This window comes from Pseudomonas sp. (assembly GCF_026224925.1).
Classification (GTDB): Bacteria; Pseudomonadota; Gammaproteobacteria; order Pseudomonadales; family Pseudomonadaceae; genus Aquipseudomonas.
The window spans coordinates 1-17,941 of the sequence record NZ_JAMFRV010000462.1 but is presented as its reverse complement, the minus strand read 5'-3'; the positions used below and the strand labels follow the sequence as shown (position 1 = coordinate 17,941).

Annotated in this window: 19 protein-coding genes; 13 read left to right on the top strand and 6 right to left on the bottom strand. The window is 60.5% G+C overall.

The genetic code is table 11. The features are described 5' to 3' along the window. Positions 1–112: 112 nt before the first annotated feature. From M0974_RS19940 to M0974_RS19915, 6 genes are all read right to left on the bottom strand, one after another. Positions 113–778 carry a response regulator transcription factor gene (locus M0974_RS19940; RefSeq protein WP_297840647.1) on the bottom strand — a complete coding sequence of 222 codons (666 nt, stop codon included), beginning with the start codon at positions 776–778 and terminating at the stop codon, positions 113–115. Positions 779–834: 56 nt separating this feature from the next. Further along, positions 835–1,392 (bottom strand): PQQ-dependent catabolism-associated CXXCW motif protein, encoded by a 558-nt coding sequence (locus M0974_RS19935; protein ID WP_297840643.1) that lies wholly within the window; start codon positions 1,390–1,392, stop codon positions 835–837. A 281-nt stretch (positions 1,393–1,673) separates the two neighbouring features. Beyond that, positions 1,674–2,465: an ABC transporter permease gene (locus M0974_RS19930; protein ID WP_297840640.1), complete on the bottom strand. Its 792-nt coding sequence runs from the start codon at positions 2,463–2,465 to the stop codon at positions 1,674–1,676. Beyond that, positions 2,462–3,193 (bottom strand): ABC transporter ATP-binding protein, encoded by a 732-nt coding sequence (locus M0974_RS19925; protein ID WP_297840638.1) that lies wholly within the window; start codon positions 3,191–3,193, stop codon positions 2,462–2,464. The genes M0974_RS19930 and M0974_RS19925 overlap by 4 nt, the downstream gene beginning before the upstream one ends. Further along, positions 3,190–4,149 carry a YVTN family beta-propeller repeat protein gene (locus tag M0974_RS19920; RefSeq protein WP_297840636.1) on the bottom strand — a complete coding sequence of 320 codons (960 nt, stop codon included), beginning with the start codon at positions 4,147–4,149 and terminating at the stop codon, positions 3,190–3,192. The genes M0974_RS19925 and M0974_RS19920 overlap by 4 nt, the downstream gene beginning before the upstream one ends. Before the next feature lie 39 nt (positions 4,150–4,188). Continuing rightward, positions 4,189–5,373, bottom strand: coding sequence for an ABC transporter substrate-binding protein (locus M0974_RS19915; RefSeq protein WP_297840632.1), 1,185 nt, complete (start codon positions 5,371–5,373; stop codon positions 4,189–4,191). A 241-nt stretch (positions 5,374–5,614) separates the two neighbouring features. Here M0974_RS19915 and pedF point away from each other — a divergent pair, with 241 nt between their 5' ends. The 13 genes from pedF to M0974_RS19850 form a co-directional block, all read left to right on the top strand. Next, entirely contained in the window at positions 5,615–6,076 is a 462-nt protein-coding gene (pedF, locus tag M0974_RS19910; protein WP_297840629.1) for a cytochrome c-550 PedF, read from the top strand. Positions 6,077–6,079: 3 nt separating this feature from the next. Continuing rightward, positions 6,080–6,955, top strand: a complete 876-nt coding sequence (locus tag M0974_RS19905) for an ABC transporter substrate-binding protein (RefSeq protein ID WP_297840626.1) — start codon at positions 6,080–6,082, stop codon at positions 6,953–6,955. Beyond that, positions 6,955–7,716, top strand: coding sequence for a quinoprotein dehydrogenase-associated SoxYZ-like carrier (locus M0974_RS19900; protein WP_297840623.1), 762 nt, complete (start codon positions 6,955–6,957; stop codon positions 7,714–7,716). Before M0974_RS19905 ends, M0974_RS19900 begins: the two co-directional genes overlap by 1 nt. A 15-nt stretch (positions 7,717–7,731) precedes the next feature. Next, the gene (locus tag M0974_RS19895; RefSeq protein WP_297840621.1) at positions 7,732–8,670 is read left to right on the top strand and encodes a quinoprotein relay system zinc metallohydrolase 1; all 939 of its coding nucleotides are present in this window, start codon (positions 7,732–7,734) and stop codon (positions 8,668–8,670) included. A gap of 401 nt (positions 8,671–9,071) precedes the next feature. Beyond that, positions 9,072–10,850 carry a PQQ-dependent methanol/ethanol family dehydrogenase gene (locus M0974_RS19890; RefSeq protein WP_297840618.1) on the top strand — a complete coding sequence of 593 codons (1,779 nt, stop codon included), beginning with the start codon at positions 9,072–9,074 and terminating at the stop codon, positions 10,848–10,850. A gap of 137 nt (positions 10,851–10,987) precedes the next feature. Continuing rightward, positions 10,988–12,508, top strand: coding sequence for an aldehyde dehydrogenase family protein (locus M0974_RS19885; protein WP_297840615.1), 1,521 nt, complete (start codon positions 10,988–10,990; stop codon positions 12,506–12,508). Positions 12,509–12,757: 249 nt separating this feature from the next. Beyond that, positions 12,758–12,829 (top strand): pyrroloquinoline quinone precursor peptide PqqA, encoded by a 72-nt coding sequence (gene pqqA, locus M0974_RS19880; RefSeq protein WP_003253598.1) that lies wholly within the window; start codon positions 12,758–12,760, stop codon positions 12,827–12,829. A gap of 55 nt (positions 12,830–12,884) precedes the next feature. After that, complete coding sequence (gene pqqB, locus M0974_RS19875) at positions 12,885–13,799, top strand: pyrroloquinoline quinone biosynthesis protein PqqB (protein ID WP_297840613.1); 915 nt, start codon at positions 12,885–12,887, stop codon at positions 13,797–13,799. 111 nt (positions 13,800–13,910) lie between these two features. After that, on the top strand, positions 13,911–14,663 hold the full coding sequence (pqqC, locus tag M0974_RS19870; RefSeq protein ID WP_297840610.1) for a pyrroloquinoline-quinone synthase PqqC: 753 nt from the start codon (positions 13,911–13,913) through the stop codon (positions 14,661–14,663). Then, positions 14,660–14,932, top strand: coding sequence for a pyrroloquinoline quinone biosynthesis peptide chaperone PqqD (gene pqqD, locus M0974_RS19865; RefSeq protein ID WP_297840608.1), 273 nt, complete (start codon positions 14,660–14,662; stop codon positions 14,930–14,932). The genes pqqC and pqqD overlap by 4 nt, the downstream gene beginning before the upstream one ends. Further along, positions 14,910–16,052 (top strand): pyrroloquinoline quinone biosynthesis protein PqqE, encoded by a 1,143-nt coding sequence (pqqE, locus tag M0974_RS19860; protein WP_297840605.1) that lies wholly within the window; start codon positions 14,910–14,912, stop codon positions 16,050–16,052. Before pqqD ends, pqqE begins: the two co-directional genes overlap by 23 nt. 126 nt (positions 16,053–16,178) lie before the next feature. After that, positions 16,179–17,342 (top strand): alcohol dehydrogenase-like regulatory protein ErcA, encoded by a 1,164-nt coding sequence (ercA, locus tag M0974_RS19855; protein ID WP_297840603.1) that lies wholly within the window; start codon positions 16,179–16,181, stop codon positions 17,340–17,342. Beyond that, a partial coding sequence (locus M0974_RS19850) for a PAS domain S-box protein (RefSeq protein ID WP_297840600.1) occupies positions 17,326–17,941 on the top strand: 616 nt, incomplete at its 3' end. The genes ercA and M0974_RS19850, both read left to right, overlap by 17 nt.

Genomic DNA, 17,941 nt, shown 5'->3' with positions numbered 1-17,941 from the left:
GTCTGCTTCCCGAACAAGTTCGGTCCCACAGGGTTCTCGGCACGGGGCAGAAGTTGGGGCAATTCGCAGATCCCGGTGGTGCGAGCTTGCTCGCGATGAAGGCGACTCGGTCTCAACGCCGCAAATAAGACCCGAAATCAATATCCCCGGCGCTCAAGATCGCCTGCACCCGATTGTGCACGTTGAGTTTGCGCAGGATCGCTGAGACGTGGGCCTTGACCGTGGTTTCGGCGATTTCCAGGGTGTAGGCGATCTGTTTGTTCGACTCGCCCTTGGTCATGCGTTCAAGTACCAGCAATTGCTTGCGGGTCAGGGCTTGGAGCAGTTCCGGCGGGAAGCTCGGGTTGTCATTCATCCGGCGGTGGGTGCCGCTTTTTTGCGTGCGAATGATGTCCGGCGGCAAGTACACATTGCCGTTGAGAATTTGCTGGATGGCTTCGGTCATCTGCAGCCGTGGCGAGGATTTGGTGATGAAACCCACCGCGCCGTAGGTGATGGCTTGCAGCACGATCTGTTTATCCTGTTCGGCCGAAACGATCACCACCGGAATGGTCGGTGCCTCGTTGCGCAGATTGATCAGGCCGTTGAGGCCGTGCATGCCGGGCATGTTCAGATCCAGCAGAATCAGGTCCAGGTCGTCGTGTTCCTGGGTCAGCAACAGGGCGCTGTCCAGGTCGGCGGTTTCCATCACTTCGCTGCCGGGGAAACCGTCGCTGATGACGTTATGAATGGCTTCGCGAAACAGCGGGTGATCGTCGGCAATCAGAATTTTGTACACAGCCATTCACCTCATTATTTTGTTTTTGGGTGGGGCAACAACCTGCAAGCGTTTAGTCAGGGAAAGGGCTCGGGCTGGGCCGGCGTAACGGGCAGGTTCGCCGCTTGCCAGGCATCCAGGCCATCGCGATACCAATACACTGACTTATAGCCCATGGCGGCGGCGCGTTTTACCGCATTCCAGCTCAACCAGCAATCGGAGCGGCAGTAGAAGACCAGCGATTGCTGGCGGTCGCCGTCGGTGAGTTGATCCAGATTACGCGCAAAGTAGGCCTGCCAATCGGGCGTCAGGTCACCGTCGCCGGTATTGGCCAGCCAGTGGCTACCGGGCAGGTTCTCGTGGGGCTGGTCTTCGATGAAGCGCCCTTGCAGCCATTGGCGACGGTAAACGTCGATCAGTACCGGGCGCGGCGTTTGGCTGAGCAGGGCTTGCAAGGCGATTGTGTCGATGATGGACGCGCCTTGCAGCTGATTCGGCGTCGGGCTGCGGTACAGGCCGATGCGGTAACCATCTGCGGAGAATAGCGGGGTTTCGGCGTGCGCAGTGCTCAGCAGCAGGCCAAGCGACAGAGCCGCGAGGCAAAAACGTAGCAGACGACGTCGGGCACGCGGCATGGGGTTCAATCCTTATAGTTATGAGCCCATTACATGCCAGTACCGGTGCGATTGGAATGCGACCATAGACAGGTAAACCAGTACTAAAGTAGTAATTTTAGCGTGGCATCTATCTTAGATATACGTTCGGTATTCAACCCACCCAACAGTTTCAGCCATACACATACCCACAGTATTTTGGGCGACCTGGACATTAGTGCCGGCGGCATCACCACAACACGTAGATCGCATACCTGTTTTCTGCGCGACGATGCGGCATCTCCCACAGGGGAAATGTGCTGCTAGCCAGCCTTGCGCAACGCCGCGTGCTGCGGGTTGAAGGTGAGTACCGCGAGCAGCACGAACACTAGCGTCAACCCCACACACACCGCCAGCGCCAGCGGATTGAAGCGCTCGTACAAGGCAAACCGCACCACCTCCACCGCGTGAGTGAACGGGTTCAGTGCGCATAACCAGTACAACCACTCACTGGACTCACGCATTTTCCACAGCGGATACAGCGCCGACGACAGGAAAAACAGCGGGAAGATCACGAAGTTCATCACCCCGGCAAAGTTTTCCAACTGGCGGATCGCATTCGACAGCAACAGCCCCAGCGCGCTGAGCATCAATGCCACCAGTAACAACGCCGGCAACGCGATCAGCAGCCCAAGGGCCGGTGGTTGCACGCCGTAGACCCAGGCAATCGCCAGAAAGGCATACACCTGCAACAACGAAATCAGCGACGTCGCCAACAGTTTGCTGCACAGCAGGAAGGTCCGGGGCAGGGGGCTGGTCAGCAGCACGCGCATGCTGCCCATCTCCCGGTCGTAGACCATCGACAGCGAACCTTGCATGCCGTTGAACAGCAGGATCATGCAGGCCAGCCCCGGAATGATGTACACCTCGTACGGAATGTAGGTGTCGTAAGGCTCGATGATCGCGATGCCCAGCGCCGCACGAAAACCGGCGGCGAACACCAGCAGCCACAACAACGGCCGCACCAGCGCGCTGAGAAACCGCGTGCGCTGCAACACAAAACGCAGCCATTCGCGCAGCACGATGCCGCTGAAGCACTGCCAATAAGCATTCATCGTACGGCTCCTGATGTCGTCAAGCGGGCGAACGCCGAACCGAGGTCGCCGCCGTGTTCCAGGCTCAGGGCGTCGGCTTGTCCGCTGGCCACCAGACGTCCCTGATGAAGGATCAACAAGTCGTCGCTAGCCTGAACTTCGTCGAGTAGGTGAGTGGTCCAGAGCACGCTGATGTCCTGCTCGCGGCACAGGCTGCGAATGTGTTGATTGAGCGCCAGCCGACTGGCCGGGTCGAGGCCGACGCTGGCTTCATCCAGTAGCAACAAGCGCGGTTCGTGCAGCAACGCTCGGGCGATCTCCACCCGGCGCCGATGGCCGCCATTGAGTTCGCGCACCCGCTCGCGACGGCGTTCGGTCAGCGCCTGGCGCGCCAGTTCGGCCTCGACCCGCAGGCCGGTCTGGCGCCGGGACATGCCGTGCAGCGCGGCGTGATAACGCAGGTTCTGCTCGACGCTGAGGTCCAGGTCCAAGGTGCTTTGTTGAAACACCACGCCCAATTGTTTGAGTGCCGGGCGCGGTGCATTACGCAACGAACAGCCACCGACCCGGATATCCCCACGCTGCAAATCGTAGAGCCGCGTCAGCAACGCAATCAGGGTTGATTTACCCGCACCGTTCGGCCCCAGCAACGCTGCAAAACGCCCAGGCGCGAGGCTGAAACTCACCTGGCGCAAGGCCTCCTTCGCGCCATAGGCGAAGCTCAGGTCGCTGACTTCCAGCGCACTCATGGCGTGACCACCACGCCCCACGGATAACGCCCGACCTTGATCGATTTAGTGACCTTGAGGCTGTCGACATCAATCACCGACACATCACCGCTGACGCCGTTGGTGGCCAGCAATTGCTTTTGATCCGGGGTGAATGACATCTGCCAGACGCGTCGGCCCACCAGCAGGTAATCAAGCACTTCAAAGGTCTTGGCGTCGACCACTGCCACATGGTTGGCCGGGCCGAGGGCGACGAAGCCGTACTTGCCGTCGGCGCTGAGCTTGATGCCCACCGGCTGGACCTTGTCCGGGTGCACGCCCTTGATCTGGAAGGACACGGTCTTGAGGATTTTGCGGGTCGCCACGTCAAGAATCGTCACCGTGCCACCGATTTCCGCCGAGGCCCAGAGTTGCGAACCGTCCGGCGAAAACTCGACAAAGCGCGGTCGCTGGTCCACCAGAATGCTGTCGGCCAGGGTCTGGGTGCTGGTATCGATCCAGTGCAGCATGTTGGTGGTTTCGCTGGTGTTCACCGCCCACTTGCCGTCCGGGCTGACGGCCATGCCTTCGGGTTCGACGCCGACATTGATTTGGCTCAGCACCTTGGAGGTTTGGGTATCGATCACCGTCACCAGCGCATCGTCCTCGTTGGAGACGTACAGCCAGCGGTCGTTGGGGTGCAGGGCGAATTGCTCAGGGTCTTTGCCGGACGGCAGCTCCTTGATGATCTTGCGCGTGGCCACGTCCATCACCTGGACCCGGTCCGAGTCACTGGCGCAGATGTACAGTAGCTTGCTGTCATGGGACAGCAACAGACCGCGCGGGCGCTGGCCGACGGGCAGTGTGGCGGTGACCTGCAGGGTCTGCATGTCGATCAGGCTCAGGCTGTTGTCCTTTTCGTTGGAGATCCAGGCGGTGCTGGCCACGGCGTGCCCGGCGGCAAGCAGCAGGGCGCATGAGAGCAGGGTACGGCGCATGGTGGATTCCTTTTTATTGTCGTTGTTGTGGAAGAAAAATCAGGGAAAGCGGCAGGTTACTTCGGGCTTGTCATAGCCCAGGCTGTCCATCTCGTTGAACGGGTGCAGAAAACCGTCCTGGGGCGACGTGGTGACCAGCGCCCGGGGCTGGACGATGGGGATCGGCTGGCGCAACTGGCCGTTCCACGGGCGATAACTGAGTTTGCGACCCTTGAAACCGTCCAGCGGTAATTGATCGCTGATTTCAAGCGTACGGATCGCCATTGGGTCGGTCTGGCGCAGTTTGCTCACGGCGCTGGCGATGCTGCGCACGGCCATCCAGGCGGCGAAATCCCGGTCGTTCATCCAGCGCCCAGCCATGGCCTCGAAGCGTTTTTGCAACTGGGCGGCGCCGTAGGTTTCCACAGTCTTGTGCCAGCCCACCGGGGTCAGGCCTTGAGTGCCGGCCACCGGGCGCGGGTACCAGGTCTGGTAGGGCACGTATTCGCCGAAGTCGCCGCGTTCATCCGCCACCAACACCACGTCGTACTCGGCGGTCTGGGTGAACAGCGGCATGTCGGCCTGGGCGCTGCGGCGCTGGTCGTTGTCGAAACTCCAGGCTTTTTCCGCCACCAGTTGCAGGCCGAAACGTTTAGCGGCGCGGCGCAGGGCGGCGGCATAGGCTTGATCGTCCGGGGTCGGGCCGACGATCAGCAGCGCCCGTTGCCATTTGCGTACCACCAGAAATTGCGCCAGCGCATCGGCCAGCATCGCCCGGCTCGGCAGCGTGTGCAGCACGTTCGGCAAGCAGTCGGTGGTGCGCAGGCTGTCATCCGGGCTGCCGGCGTTGAACAACAAACTGTCGGGCAGTGCGGCGCTAAGTTGGCGCAGGGTTTCCACCGGCGCATTCACCACAAACAGGCGCAGACCTTGTTCGTGTTGGGCCTTGGCGGCTTCGATCAGTGCATCCGGCGTGTCGACGCTGGCGCTGACCAGGCTGTAGCTGTGATTGAGGAAATGTCCGGTGCTGTTGCTGTCGGTGATCGCCAGCTCGGCGCCGCGCAGCCCTGCATCGGTGGGTTCGGGAATGACATTGGACAGCAGCGGCCCCGGATCCGGGCGATAGCCCAGATAGCCGATCCGTACCTGCAACGGCGCGTCGGCGGCCTGGCTCTGGGTCGCCAGCCCGGTGGTGCAGGCAATCGCCAGCAGGTAGATCAAGGCATAAGGGGCAAGCTGGCGCATAGGGCACTCCATTACTGGTAGCGCCAGCATAGGAAGCCTGCGGGGCAGAGGAAATATGCAGAAAGTATCGGAGAGCCAGTACCAAGGTCGTAACTCGTCTCGGGCGGTGGGCCACAAGCCCTACTACCAAGGGACTAGACGGCGGCCACCAAAGCAGCATGGGGCTGGGGCAATGCGGTTCCTAAGATGGGTGCCATAGCCTCTGCCAAGAGGTTTTGCGTGCAACCCTGAGGGCATAACAATGACAACAAAACGCAACGCCTTGCTTGTTGCCGGGCTTCTGGCCGGTTTTATCAGCGCAGGTTCTGTCTGGGCCCACGGCAACGTGGTACCGCAAGCGGTGGAAACCCCGGGCCTGACCCCGATCAAGGACGCTGGCGTACCCGTCGATGTCGATGGCTGGGCGGCGGTGAATCCGTATCGCAACTCGCCACAGCACGATAAAGCAGTGGAAATCGGCTCTTCGGCCTACAACCAGAACTGCGCGGCTTGCCATGGCCTGGAAGCCAAGTCCGGTGGCATTGCCCCCGATTTACGCCTGCTCGATGCCGGCGACGCCGGTGATGAATGGTTTGTCCAGCGCGTGCGTAACGGTGCCGTGCGTGACGGTCGGGTCTATATGCCGAAGATGGCCGATTACCTGAGTCAGGAAGCCTTGTGGGCGGTACGTACCTACCTCGACAGCGTGCACGCTGAGGAGTAACCCATGCGCCTGCTCGCTGTGTTGATCAGTGCTGTGTTGCTGTGCTGCCAGGTGGCGCAGGCGCAGGTTCGTACTTATGACCAAATGATTGCCGCCGGGGAGCTGAAAGTGGCGGTATACAAAGACTTCGCCCCCTACAGTTTTGAAGACGGCGGCCAGTCACGAGGGGTTGATGTCGAACTCGCACAAGCGCTGGCTAAAGCGCTCGGTGTGCAGTTGAAGCTGACTTGGGTGCCGGCCGGCGAGAAGCTCGACGACGACCTGCGCGATTACATTTGGCGCAGCAGCCAGTTGCACAACCAGCAACTGGTGGACTTGATGATGCGCGTGCCGTATGACCGCGACTACTCACAAAAGCGCAACGAGCTCGGCGAGCTGGAAAACGATCATGTGGTGATGTTCGGCCCGTATCAGAACGAACAATGGCAAGTCGCTTATGACCGTCGTCGTCTGGATTCGGTGGGCAGTGTCGCGGTGTTCGAACAACACCCGATTGGCGTCGAAGTCGACAGCGTGCCGTCGTTCTACCTGACCTCGGTGTTCAACGGCATGCTCGCCACCAATACCCATCACTACCCCGGTGTACCCCAGGCCTTTGCCGCGATGAAGGCCGGTGAAGTGGATGCAGTGATGGCCTTGCGCGGCGAGGTCGACTGGCAGGTGCATGAAGCCAACGATCCGCAAGTGGCACTGGCGCAAAACGCCTACCCGAACATGGGCAAGCAACGCTGGGAGATCGGCATGGCGGTGCATGAAAGTAACCGTCAATTGTCGTATGCCGTGGAGGAGGCGCTGGAAAGCCTGATCCGCGAGGGCTCGGTGCAAGCCATCTATGCCCGTTACGGCCTGCAATATGAAGTGCCTGAGATGTATCAATAGTGAACTGGAGAGCGAGTTGTCTACTGGCCTGTTGGTTGCCCATGGTCGCCCACGCGGTGGACATCGATCCGGGTAAAGACCCGGTGCCGTCGGTGATGTGGGACTTCTATCACCAGCGGATGCTTGGCGATGCCCCGTTCGTGTTCGACCAGCGGGTCAAGCTGCTGGCGCCGCCCTTCGCCGAAGATGCACGCCAGGTGCCGCTGGAAATCGACGCTCGGGCGTTCAAGGGCGAGGTAGTGAAGATTCTCGCCTGGGCCGAACTCAACCCGTTGCCGAAAATTGTTGATTTCCAACCGCTGGATCGGGTGCTGCCGTGGCTGTCGATCCGTATCCGCATTGAGCAGGCCACGCCGTTGCGCGCGGCGGTGCTGACCCGCGATGGGCTGTGGCATGTTGGTTCGACCCTGATCGATGCAGCGGGCGGCGGTTGTACGGCGCCGAGCGTGGTGCGCACCCAGCCGGGTTGGGAAGAACACATCGGTGAGGTGCTGGGCGGTCGTTATCCCCGTGGCGAGTTCAGTCGTTTGCGCTTGCAGGTGGCACACCCGATGGACAACGGCATGGTCAGTGGCATCCCGGAATTTTTCATTAACCACGCCGAACTGCGGGATCAGAACAATCAGCTGCTGGCCACGCTGGAGCTGTTTCCCGCCGTCAGCGAGAACCCCAACCTGGCCTTCGACATCGAAGGGGCAGGGCAGACGCGCCTGTTGCTGCGCGACAACAGCGGCAATCAATTCGATGCGGCCATACCCTGACCCAAGGAGCGCGTCATGCGCTGGATGCTACTGTTGTGGATCGGTTTGAGCCTGCCGGCGCTGGCAGAGCTTGAATACTCGCTCAAGCCCCGGCTAATCGCCGAAGACACCTGGCTGCTGGAAGGCAGCACCGACAATTTCGCCAAGGCCAACGGTGGCAATATCGTCAACACCGGGTTCATCGTCACCGAGCGCGGGGTGGTGGTGATCGACACCGGGCCGTCGAAACGTTACGGCGAAGCGATGCGCAAGGCCATTGCCGCCGTCACTGACAAACCGGTGATCGAAGTGCTGTTGACCCACCATCACCCTGACCATGCACTGGGCAATCAGGCGTTCACCGACGTGCCAATAGGTGCACTGGCTGGTACCACCGAGCTGCTGCATCAGCAGGGTGATGCCATGGCTGAGAACATGTACCGCCTAGTGGGCGACTGGATGCGCGGCACCGAAGTGGTGTTGCCGACCGAGACGCTGACACCTGGCGTGCGAAGTTTTGGGAACCACGATCTGCAGCTGCTAGGCCTGAGTGGCCATACCGGCGCGGATCTGGCTATTCTCGACCAGCAAACCGGGGTGCTGTTTGCCGGGGACCTGGTGTTTTATCAGCGGGCGCTGACCACCCCGAACAGTCCGGGGTTGTCTGTGTGGCTGGCGGACATCGCCACCCTGCAAGGTTTGCCCTGGACGCTGATCGTGCCCGGCCATGGCCCGGTTGCCATGGACTCAAAACCCTTCGAGCAGATGCGCGACTACCTCACCTGGCTCGACCAACTCCTGCGCGACGGCGCCGCCAACGGCAGCGACATGTCCGAGATGATCCGCAGCCCCATCCCCGAGCGCTTCGCGGGCATCAGCCTGAGCCGCTACGAACTGATCCGCAGCGTTAGTCATCTGTACCCGAGTTACGAGCGTGGGCAGATGTCACGTGTCGATTCGAACGCGGACAAGTGAGCACCGTGGCCCCTGTGGGCGATTCTATGTTTGAGGGCAATCCAACAGATCCCGGTGGGAGCTAACTTGTTCGCGAGGTAGCGCGCGGCATGTCTGATAAACCGCGTCGTCTGCTTCCCGAACAAGTTCGGGCCCACTGAATCTCCGCGTGCCACCGGATCTGGGCAATCCACAAAACTGTAGGAGCGCGCTTGCCCTGTGTTTGCTGCGCGACAGCGCGGCCCCCCTCAGGTGATTGGTGTAGACCACAGATTTTATCGTGCCCATCTCCTCCGACCCGGTACTAAGGAACTAGCAATCTCCGCATTGCGGGCAATTGTTGCAAGGGCGCCGGCGCCCAAGAATCTGCATCAGACCGGGAAAACTCCCCGGGCATAATAAAAACCGCAGAGGTAGCCGTCATGACCCAACCCGCACGTCGCCAACCCTTCGTCTTGAGTGTGCTGCTCAGTGCCATGCTGCTGTCTGGCACGGCATTGGCAGCCGTCACTGATCAAGACATCCTCCAGGACCCCAAGAACCCGGAGCAGATCGTCACCAACGGTCTGGGCGTCCAGGGTCAGCGCTACAGTCCGCTGGACACCCTCAACGTCGACAACGTGAAGGAGCTGCGGCCGGTCTGGGCGTTTTCCTTCGGTGGTGAAAAACAGCGCGGTCAGCAAGCGCAGCCGATGATCAAGGACGGCGTGATGTACATGACCGGTTCCTACTCGCGGGTGTTCGCGGTGGATGCTCGCACCGGCAAAAAACTCTGGCAATACGATGCACGCCTGCCCGATGACATTCGCCCGTGCTGCGATGTGATCAACCGTGGCGTGGCGTTGTATGGCGACCTGGTGTTCTTTGGCACCCTCGACGCCAAGCTCGTGGCCTTGAACAAAGACACCGGCAAAGTGGTATGGAGCAAGCAGGTGGCCGACCACAAGGAAGGCTATTCCATCAGCGCCGCTCCGTTGATAGTCAACGGTAAATTGATTACCGGCGTGGCCGGCGGTGAGTTCGGAGTGGTCGGCAAAATCTCTGCCTACGACCCGAAAAATGGCGACTTGCTGTGGGTCCGCCCAACCGTCGAAGGCCATATGGGCTACGTCTACAAAGACGGCAAAGCGATCGAGAACGGGATTTCCGGTGGCGAAGCGGGCAAAACCTGGCCCGGCGATCTGTGGAAAACCGGCGGCGCGGCGCCTTGGCTCGGCGGTTACTACGACCCGGAAACCAATCTGCTGCTGTTCGGCACCGGCAACCCGGCGCCGTGGAACTCGCACTTACGCCCTGGCGACAACCTCTACTCGTCGTCGCGCCTGGCGTTGAACCCGGACGACGGTACGATCAAATGGCACTTCCAGAGTACGCCCCACGACGGTTGGGACTATGACGGCGTCAACGAACTGATCTCGTTCAACTACACCGAAGGCGGCAAAGAAATTAAAGCCGCCGCCACCGCTGACCGTAATGGCTTCTTCTACGTGCTGGACCGCACCAACGGCAAGTTCATCCGCGGCTTCCCGTTCGTGGACAAGATCACCTGGGCCAGCGGCCTGGATAAAGATGGCCGGCCGATCTACAACGAAGCTAGCCGTCCTGGCGCACCAGGCGCTGAAGCCAAAGGCACTTCGGTATTCGTCGCCCCGGCGTTCCTCGGCGCGAAAAACTGGATGCCGATGGCCTACAACAAGGACACCGGGCTGTTCTACGTGCCGTCCAACGAGTGGGGCATGGACATCTGGAACGAAGCCATCGCCTACAAGAAAGGCGCCGCGTTCCTCGGGGCCGGTTTCACCATCAAACCGCTGAACGAAGACTACATCGGCGTGCTGCGTGCCATCGACCCGAAAACCGGCAAGGAAGTCTGGCGCCACACGAACTACGCGCCGCTGTGGGGTGGAGTGCTGACCACCAAAGGTAACCTGGTATTCACTGGTACGCCGGAGGGTTTCCTGCAGGCGTTCAACGCCAAGACCGGCGAGAAAGTCTGGGAATTCCAGACCGGCTCCGGCGTCCTCGGCTCGCCTATAACCTGGGAAATGGACGGCGAACAGTACGTCTCGGTGCTGTCCGGTTGGGGGGGCGCAGTTCCGTTATGGGGCGGCGAAGTAGCCAAGCGCATCAAGGACTTCAACCAGGGCGGGATGCTCTGGACCTTCAAGTTGCCGAAGGATTTGGTCGTGGCTAAGCACTGATCACCGCCACTGATCAACCTACTACCAAATAACGAGAGTCCCCCTGCCAACGGTGCATTCGTCTGGCACGCGGGGCTCTTTACTATCGGTTCATCGCCTGTTTGCTCAACAGGCACCGACCCAGACAGAGGCCCACCATGATCTACGCACAACCTGGCACACCCGGCGCCATCGTTTCCTTCAAGCCGCGCTATGGCAACTTCATCGGCGGTGAGTTCGTCCCGCCGGTCAATGGCGAATACTTCACCAACACCTCGCCGGTCAACGGTGAAGTGATCGCCGAGTTCCCGCGTTCCAGCGCTGCCGACATCGATAAGGCTCTCGACGCCGCCCATGCCGCCGCCGATGCCTGGGGTAAAGCCTCGGCGCAGGACCGCTCCCTGGTGCTGTTGAAAATCGCCGACCGCATCGAACAAAACCTCGAAATCCTCGCCGTTACCGAGTCCTGGGACAACGGTAAAGCCGTGCGCGAAACCCTCAACGCCGACGTGCCGTTGGCCGCCGACCATTTCCGCTATTTCGCCGGCTGCATCCGCGCGCAAGAAGGTGGTGCCGCCGAGATCAACGAGCTGACCACTGCCTATCACTTCCACGAGCCGTTGGGCGTGGTCGGGCAGATCATCCCGTGGAACTTCCCGCTGCTGATGGCTGCGTGGAAACTCGCTCCGGCCCTGGCTGCCGGTAACTGCGTGGTGCTCAAGCCCGCCGAGCAAACTCCGCTGTCGATCATGGTCTTCGCTGAGCTGATTGCCGACTTGCTGCCGCCCGGCGTGCTGAATATCGTTCAGGGCTTCGGCCGCGAAGCCGGTGAGGCGCTGGCCACCAGCAAGCGCATCGCCAAGATCGCTTTCACCGGGTCCACCCCGGTGGGCGCGCACATCATGCATTGTGCCGCCGAGAACATCATTCCAAGCACCGTTGAACTGGGCGGCAAGTCGCCGAACATCTTCTTCGAAGACATCATGAGCGCCGAGCCTCAGTTCATCGAGAAAGCCGCTGAAGGCCTGGTGTTGGCGTTCTTCAACCAGGGCGAAGTCTGCACCTGTCCATCCCGGGCGCTGGTGCAGGAATCAATCTACGAGCCGTTCATGGCCGAGGTGATGAAGAAGATCGTCAAGATCAAACGCGGCAACCCGCTGGACACCGAAACCATGGTCGGCGCCCAGGCGTCCGAACAGCAATACGACAAGATCCTCTCGTACCTGAAAATTGCCCAGGAGGAGGGCGCCGAGCTGCTGATCGGCGGTGCGGCTGAACGTCTTGAGGGTGACTTGTCGACGGGTTATTACATCCAGCCGACCCTGCTCAAGGGCCACAACAAAATGCGCGTGTTCCAGGAAGAAATCTTCGGTCCGGTAGTGGGTGTTACCACCTTCAAGGACGAAGCTGAAGCCTTGGCGATTGCCAACGACAGCGAGTTCGGCCTCGGCGCCGGCCTCTGGACCCGCGACATCAACCGCGCCTACCGCATGGGCCGGGCGATCAAGGCCGGGCGTGTCTGGACCAACTGCTACCACCTGTACCCGGCCCACGCTGCGTTCGGTGGCTACAAGAAGTCCGGGGTCGGCCGTGAAAACCATAAGATGATGCTTGATCACTATCAGCAGACCAAAAACCTGCTGGTGAGCTACGACATCAATCCGATGGGGTTCTTCTAGCCCTGGTAAAAGCGCCGAAAAATCTGTGGGAAATTCTCTGTTTGAGGGCAATCCACAGATCCCACCGAATCTCGGGATGACTTCGGATATGGGGTCATTCAGAAACCATAGATGTGTGTGTTTGATGTTCTCGTTACACCCCCTACCAACGCACGCCGCCACCTCCTTCGAAAGTAGCATTCGGGCTGCTGGCGCCCCGTGCATTAATGGCTTTACCGGAATTGCCCGGCACAAGAAGAGGATTAACCCATGTGGACTAAACCCGCGTTTACCGATCTGCGTATTGGCTTCGAAGTGACGATGTATTTCGCCAACCGTTGATTGATCACCCGGCCAGCCGATGCGTTGGCCGGGCCTGCCTTTTGGAGCATTGCTCATGCACATCCGTGTTCTCGGTTCCGCCGCTGGCGGTGGTTTCCCGCAATGGAACTGCAACTGTCGCCAATGCGCCGCGGTGCGCAACGGCAGCCTGCGCGCTCAACGGCGCACGCAGTCCTCGATTGCGGTGAGCGACAACGGTGTGGATTGGGTGCTGTGCAATGCTTCCCCGGACATTCGTGCCCAGCTGGAGAGTTTCCCGGCATTGCAGCCGGCGCGTCGATTACGCGATACGGCGATTGCCGGGGTGATCCTGCTGGACAGTCAGATTGACCATTGCACCGGGTTGTTGAGCCTGCGCGAAGGGTGCCCGCATTCGGTGTGGTGCACCGAGCGGGTTCATGAGGATTTGAGCAGCGGTTTTCCACTGTTCACCATGCTCAAACACTGGAACGGCGGATTGCAGTGGCAACCGATTGGGCTGGAGCGTGAACCGTTCAGCATCGCCGCCTGCGAGCACCTGCAATTTACCGCGATTCCCTTGGTCAGCAACGCGCCGCCGTACTCGCCCAATCGCGGTAATCCGCAGCCGGGCGACACCATCGGCCTGTTTATCGAAGACCTGCGCAACGGCGCTTCGGTGTTCTATGCGCCGGGCCTGGGGCAAGTTGACGAAGAAGTCTTGAACTGGATGCAACGCGCTGATTGCCTGCTGCTGGACGGCACCTTGTGGCGCGACGACGAAATGCGCGTGTGCGAAGTCGGCCAGAGCCTAGGCAGTGAAATGGGGCATCTGCCGCAGAGCGGGCCGGGCGGGATGCTTGAGGTGTTGGAGGGTTTTACACGCCAGCGCAAGGTGCTGATTCACATCAACAACACTAACCCGATCCTCGATGAAGACTCGGCCGAAAGGGCGTTGCTGAAGCGGCGGGGCGTTGAGGTTGCGTTCGACGGCATGGACATCGTGTTGTAGCGACTACCCCGTTTCGCCGCACTGTCGCGCAGCAAATACGGGGCAATTGTAGGAGCGCGCTTGCCCGCGAAGAGGCCGGATCAGACACCAAAGATTCCCCGGAGAACCGCAATGACTGATACCCCGATGTCCCACACCGAATTCGAAGCTGCTCTGCGCGCCAAAGGCGCCTACTACCACATCCATCACCCATTCCACCAAGCCATGTACGCCGGCCGCGCCAGTCGCGAGCAGATTCAGGGTTGGGTCGCCAACCGCTTCTATTACCAGGTCAACATCCCGCTCAAGGACGCTGCGATTCTCGCCAATTGCCCGGACCGTGACGTGCGTCGGGAATGGCTACAACGGATTCTCGACCATGATGGCGCGCCCGGCAGTGAAGGCGGCATCGAAGCCTGGCTGCGCCTTGGGGAAGCGGTGGGGCTGGATCGAGAACAGATTCTCTCTCAGGAACTAGTGCTGCCCGGTGTACGTTTTGCCGTGGACGCTTACGTCAATTTCGCCCGGCGCGCCTGCTGGCAGGAAGCGGCCAGCAGTTCCCTGACCGAGCTGTTCGCACCGCAGATCCACCAATCCCGACTCGACGCTTGGCCCACCCATTACCCTTGGATTGACGTCGGCGGCTACGATTATTTTCGTACCCGGCTGAGTCAGGCGCGGCGCGATGTCGAGCACGGTTTGCGCATTACCCTGGCCCACTACGTCACCGTCGAAGGCCAGCAGCGGATGCTGGAAATCCTGCAATTCAAACTCGATGTGTTGTGGAGCATGCTTGACGCCATGAGCATGGCCTACGAGCTGGAACGCCCGCCGTATCACAGCGTCACCACCGAGAAAGTCTGGCATCGGGGGATTGCCCTGTGAGCCTGATCAACCGCGAGCAGTCACCGGCCTTGCGTCAGGGTTTTCGTTTGCAGTGGGAACCGCGTCAGGACTGTCACGTGCTGCTGTATCCCGAAGGTATGATCAAACTCAATGCCAGCGCCGGGCAGATCCTCACTTTGGTGGACGGCCAGCGCAACGTCGCGGCGATCATTGAGCAACTGACGGCGACTTTTCCCGGCGTGCCGGACATTGACGAGGATGTGCTGACGTTTCTGGAGGTGGCCCATGCGCAATTCTGGATCGAATGATTCGCCTCCGGGGCCGCCGTTGTGGCTGCTGGCGGAGCTGACCTATCGCTGCCCGCTGCAATGCCCGTATTGCTCCAACCCGCTGGACTTTGCTCAATCAGGCGAGGAACTGAGCACCGAAGAGTGGATTCGGGTGTTCCGCGAGGCTCGGGAGATGGGCGCCGCGCAGTTGGGTTTTTCCGGCGGCGAACCGTTGGTGCGTCAGGACCTGGCCGAACTGATCAAAGCCGCGCGGGACATGGGTTACTACACCAATCTGATCACCTCAGGCATCGGCCTGACCGAGCAGAAGGTCCGCGACTTCAAGGTTGCCGGGCTCGACCATATCCAGATCAGCTTCCAGGCCGCCGACGAAGCGGTGAATAACATGCTCGCCGGCTCACGCAAGGCTTTCGCCCAGAAACTCGCAATGGCCCGGGCGGTGAAAGCCCATGGCTACCCGATGGTGCTGAACTTCGTCACCCACCGGCACAACATCGACCAGATCGACCGGATCATCGATTTGTGTCTGGAGCTGGAGGCGGATTTCGTCGAGCTGGCCACGTGTCAGTTCTACGGCTGGGCCGAACTCAACCGCGTCGGCCTGTTGCCGACCCGCGAACAATTGCAGCGTGCCGAGCGCATCACCAACGAATACCGCGAGCGGCTTGAGGCGCAGGGCCACCCGTGCAAGCTGATTTTCGTCACCCCGGACTATTACGAAGAGCGCCCGAAAACCTGCATGAACGGCTGGGCCAACCTGTTTCTCGACATCACCCCGGACGGCACCGCGTTGCCGTGCCACAGCGCCCGCCAGTTGCCGGTGCAGTTTCCCAACGTGCGTGAGCACAGCATCGAACATATCTGGACTGACTCCTTCGGCTTCAATCGCTTTCGCGGCGACGACTGGATGAAAGAGCCGTGCCGCTCCTGCGATGAAAAACACAAGGATCTGGGCGGCTGTCGCTGCCAGGCATTCATGCTCACCGGCGATGCCGAAAATGCCGACCCGGTGTGCAGCAAGTCACCGCACCACGGGGTAATTCTCAAGGCCCGCGAGGAAGCCGACGCCCCGGGGCAGGGCATGGGGCACCTGACGTTGCGTAATGAAAAGGCTTCGCGGCTGATCTATCGCGGATGACTCGATAGCTCCCACCGTTGATCTGCGGTGGATATAAGATCGTGCTACCCATTGGTCTGATTGCATTCGCAGCCGGATGCGCTAGTGTGGGCTCTACCTTCCAAAACAATAAAAACAGGCTTTCCAATGAGCCAAAGTCTCAGCCAACTGCGTAAATTTGTTTCTCCTGAAATCATCTTCGGTGCCGGTTGCCGGCACAACGTCGGCAACTGTGCCAAGACCTTTGGCGCCCGCAAGGTCCTGCTGGTCAGTGACCCCGGGGTGATTGCCGCGGGTTGGGTTGCCGATGTCGAGGCCAGCCTGCAAGCCCAGGGCATCGATTACTTCCTTTATAGCGACGTTTCGCCCAACCCTCGCGTCGAGGAAGTCATGCTCGGTGCCGAGCTGTACCGCGAAAACCACTGCGATGTGATCGTGGCCGTCGGTGGCGGCAGCCCGATGGATTGCGGCAAGGGTATCGGCATTGTTGTTGCTCACGGGCGCAACATCCTCGAGTTCGAAGGCGTGGACACCATCCGCGTGCCCAGCCCACCGCTGATCCTGATTCCGACCACCGCCGGCACCTCGGCGGACGTCTCGCAATTCGTGATCATTTCCAACCAGCAAGAGCGCATGAAGTTCTCCATCGTCAGCAAAGCCGTGGTGCCGGATGTGTCGCTGATCGACCCGGAAACCACCCTGAGCATGGACCCGTTCCTGTCGGCCTGTACCGGCATCGACGCGTTGGTGCATGCCATCGAAGCCTTTGTTTCCACCGGTCACGGGCCGCTGACCGACCCGCATGCGCTGGAGGCTATGCGCCTGATCAATGGCAACCTGGTGCAGATGATCGCCAACCCGACGGACATCGCCCTGCGCGAGAAAATCATGCTCGGCAGCATGCAGGCCGGACTGGCTTTTTCCAACGCAATTCTCGGTGCGGTGCATGCCATGTCGCACAGCCTTGGCGGTTTTCTCGACTTGCCTCATGGCTTGTGCAACGCAGTGCTGGTGGAGCACGTGGTGGCGTTCAACTACAGTTCGGCGCCGGATCGCTTCAAAGTGATCGCCGAGACGTTCGGCATCGATTGCCGTGGCCTCAATCACCGGCAGATTTGCGGACGTCTGGTCGAGCATCTGATCGCCCTCAAGCATGCGATCGGTTTCCACGAAACCCTGGGTTTGCACGGCGTCAGAACGGCGGACATTCCGTTCCTTTCGCAACATGCCATGGATGATCCGTGCATCCTCACCAACCCCCGCGAATCCAGTCAACGTGATGTCGAGGTCGTCTATGGCGAAGCCCTCTGACGAGCAACAACGGGCGCTGGCCGGACTGCTCGGATTAGGCAGCCACTCGGCGCGCAAGAGCCATTACCCGGAACTCTCCGCGCGTCTGGATGAGCTGGAAGCCGAGCGTAATCGCTACAAATGGCTGTTCGAAAACGCCGTGCACGGGATCTTTCAGGCCAGCCTGCTGGAAGGCATGCGCGCCGCGAACCCGGCGCTGGCGCGGATGCTCGGCTACAACGATCCGCAGGAGGTGCTGTTCTCCTTGGCGGACCTGGCGAGCAACCTGTTTGTCGGCGGTGCCAAGGAGCTGGCCAACATCGGCGAAATCCTCAAAACCGAACGCAGCCTGCACGGTTATGAAACCCAGCTACGGCGCAAGGACGGCAGCAGCCTCGATGTGCTGATGAACCTGTTGCTCAAGCCCGATCAGGAAGGGCTGGTGGAGGGTTTCGTCGCCGACATCACCGAACGCAAACTCGCCCAGCAACGTCTGCAGCAACTTAACGACGAACTAGAGCAGCGCGTGACCGCACGCACCGATGAGCTGCTCGAAGCTAACCGCAACCTGCAACAGCAAATCACCCAGCGTAAACAGATCGCCGAAGCCTTGCGCGATG

Bases quoted from the DNA above. Each gene is read 5' to 3' on its own strand.
- M0974_RS19935 (WP_297840643.1), bottom strand. From the start codon at position 1,392: ATGCCGCGTGCCCGACGTCGTCTGCTACGTTTTTGCCTCGCGGCTCTG.
- M0974_RS19930 (WP_297840640.1), bottom strand. From the start codon at position 2,465: ATGAATGCTTATTGGCAGTGCTTCAGCGGCATCGTGCTGCGCGAATGG.
- M0974_RS19925 (WP_297840638.1), bottom strand. From the start codon at position 3,193: ATGAGTGCGCTGGAAGTCAGCGACCTGAGCTTCGCCTATGGCGCGAAG.
- M0974_RS19920 (WP_297840636.1), bottom strand. From the start codon at position 4,149: ATGCGCCGTACCCTGCTCTCATGCGCCCTGCTGCTTGCCGCCGGGCAC.
- M0974_RS19915 (WP_297840632.1), bottom strand. From the start codon at position 5,373: ATGCGCCAGCTTGCCCCTTATGCCTTGATCTACCTGCTGGCGATTGCC.
- pedF (WP_297840629.1), top strand. From the start codon at position 5,615: ATGACAACAAAACGCAACGCCTTGCTTGTTGCCGGGCTTCTGGCCGGT.
- M0974_RS19905 (WP_297840626.1), top strand. From the start codon at position 6,080: ATGCGCCTGCTCGCTGTGTTGATCAGTGCTGTGTTGCTGTGCTGCCAG.
- M0974_RS19895 (WP_297840621.1), top strand. From the start codon at position 7,732: ATGCGCTGGATGCTACTGTTGTGGATCGGTTTGAGCCTGCCGGCGCTG.
- M0974_RS19890 (WP_297840618.1), top strand. From the start codon at position 9,072: ATGACCCAACCCGCACGTCGCCAACCCTTCGTCTTGAGTGTGCTGCTC.
- M0974_RS19885 (WP_297840615.1), top strand. From the start codon at position 10,988: ATGATCTACGCACAACCTGGCACACCCGGCGCCATCGTTTCCTTCAAG.
- pqqB (WP_297840613.1), top strand. From the start codon at position 12,885: ATGCACATCCGTGTTCTCGGTTCCGCCGCTGGCGGTGGTTTCCCGCAA.
- pqqC (WP_297840610.1), top strand. From the start codon at position 13,911: ATGACTGATACCCCGATGTCCCACACCGAATTCGAAGCTGCTCTGCGC.
- pqqE (WP_297840605.1), top strand. From the start codon at position 14,910: ATGCGCAATTCTGGATCGAATGATTCGCCTCCGGGGCCGCCGTTGTGG.
- ercA (WP_297840603.1), top strand. From the start codon at position 16,179: ATGAGCCAAAGTCTCAGCCAACTGCGTAAATTTGTTTCTCCTGAAATC.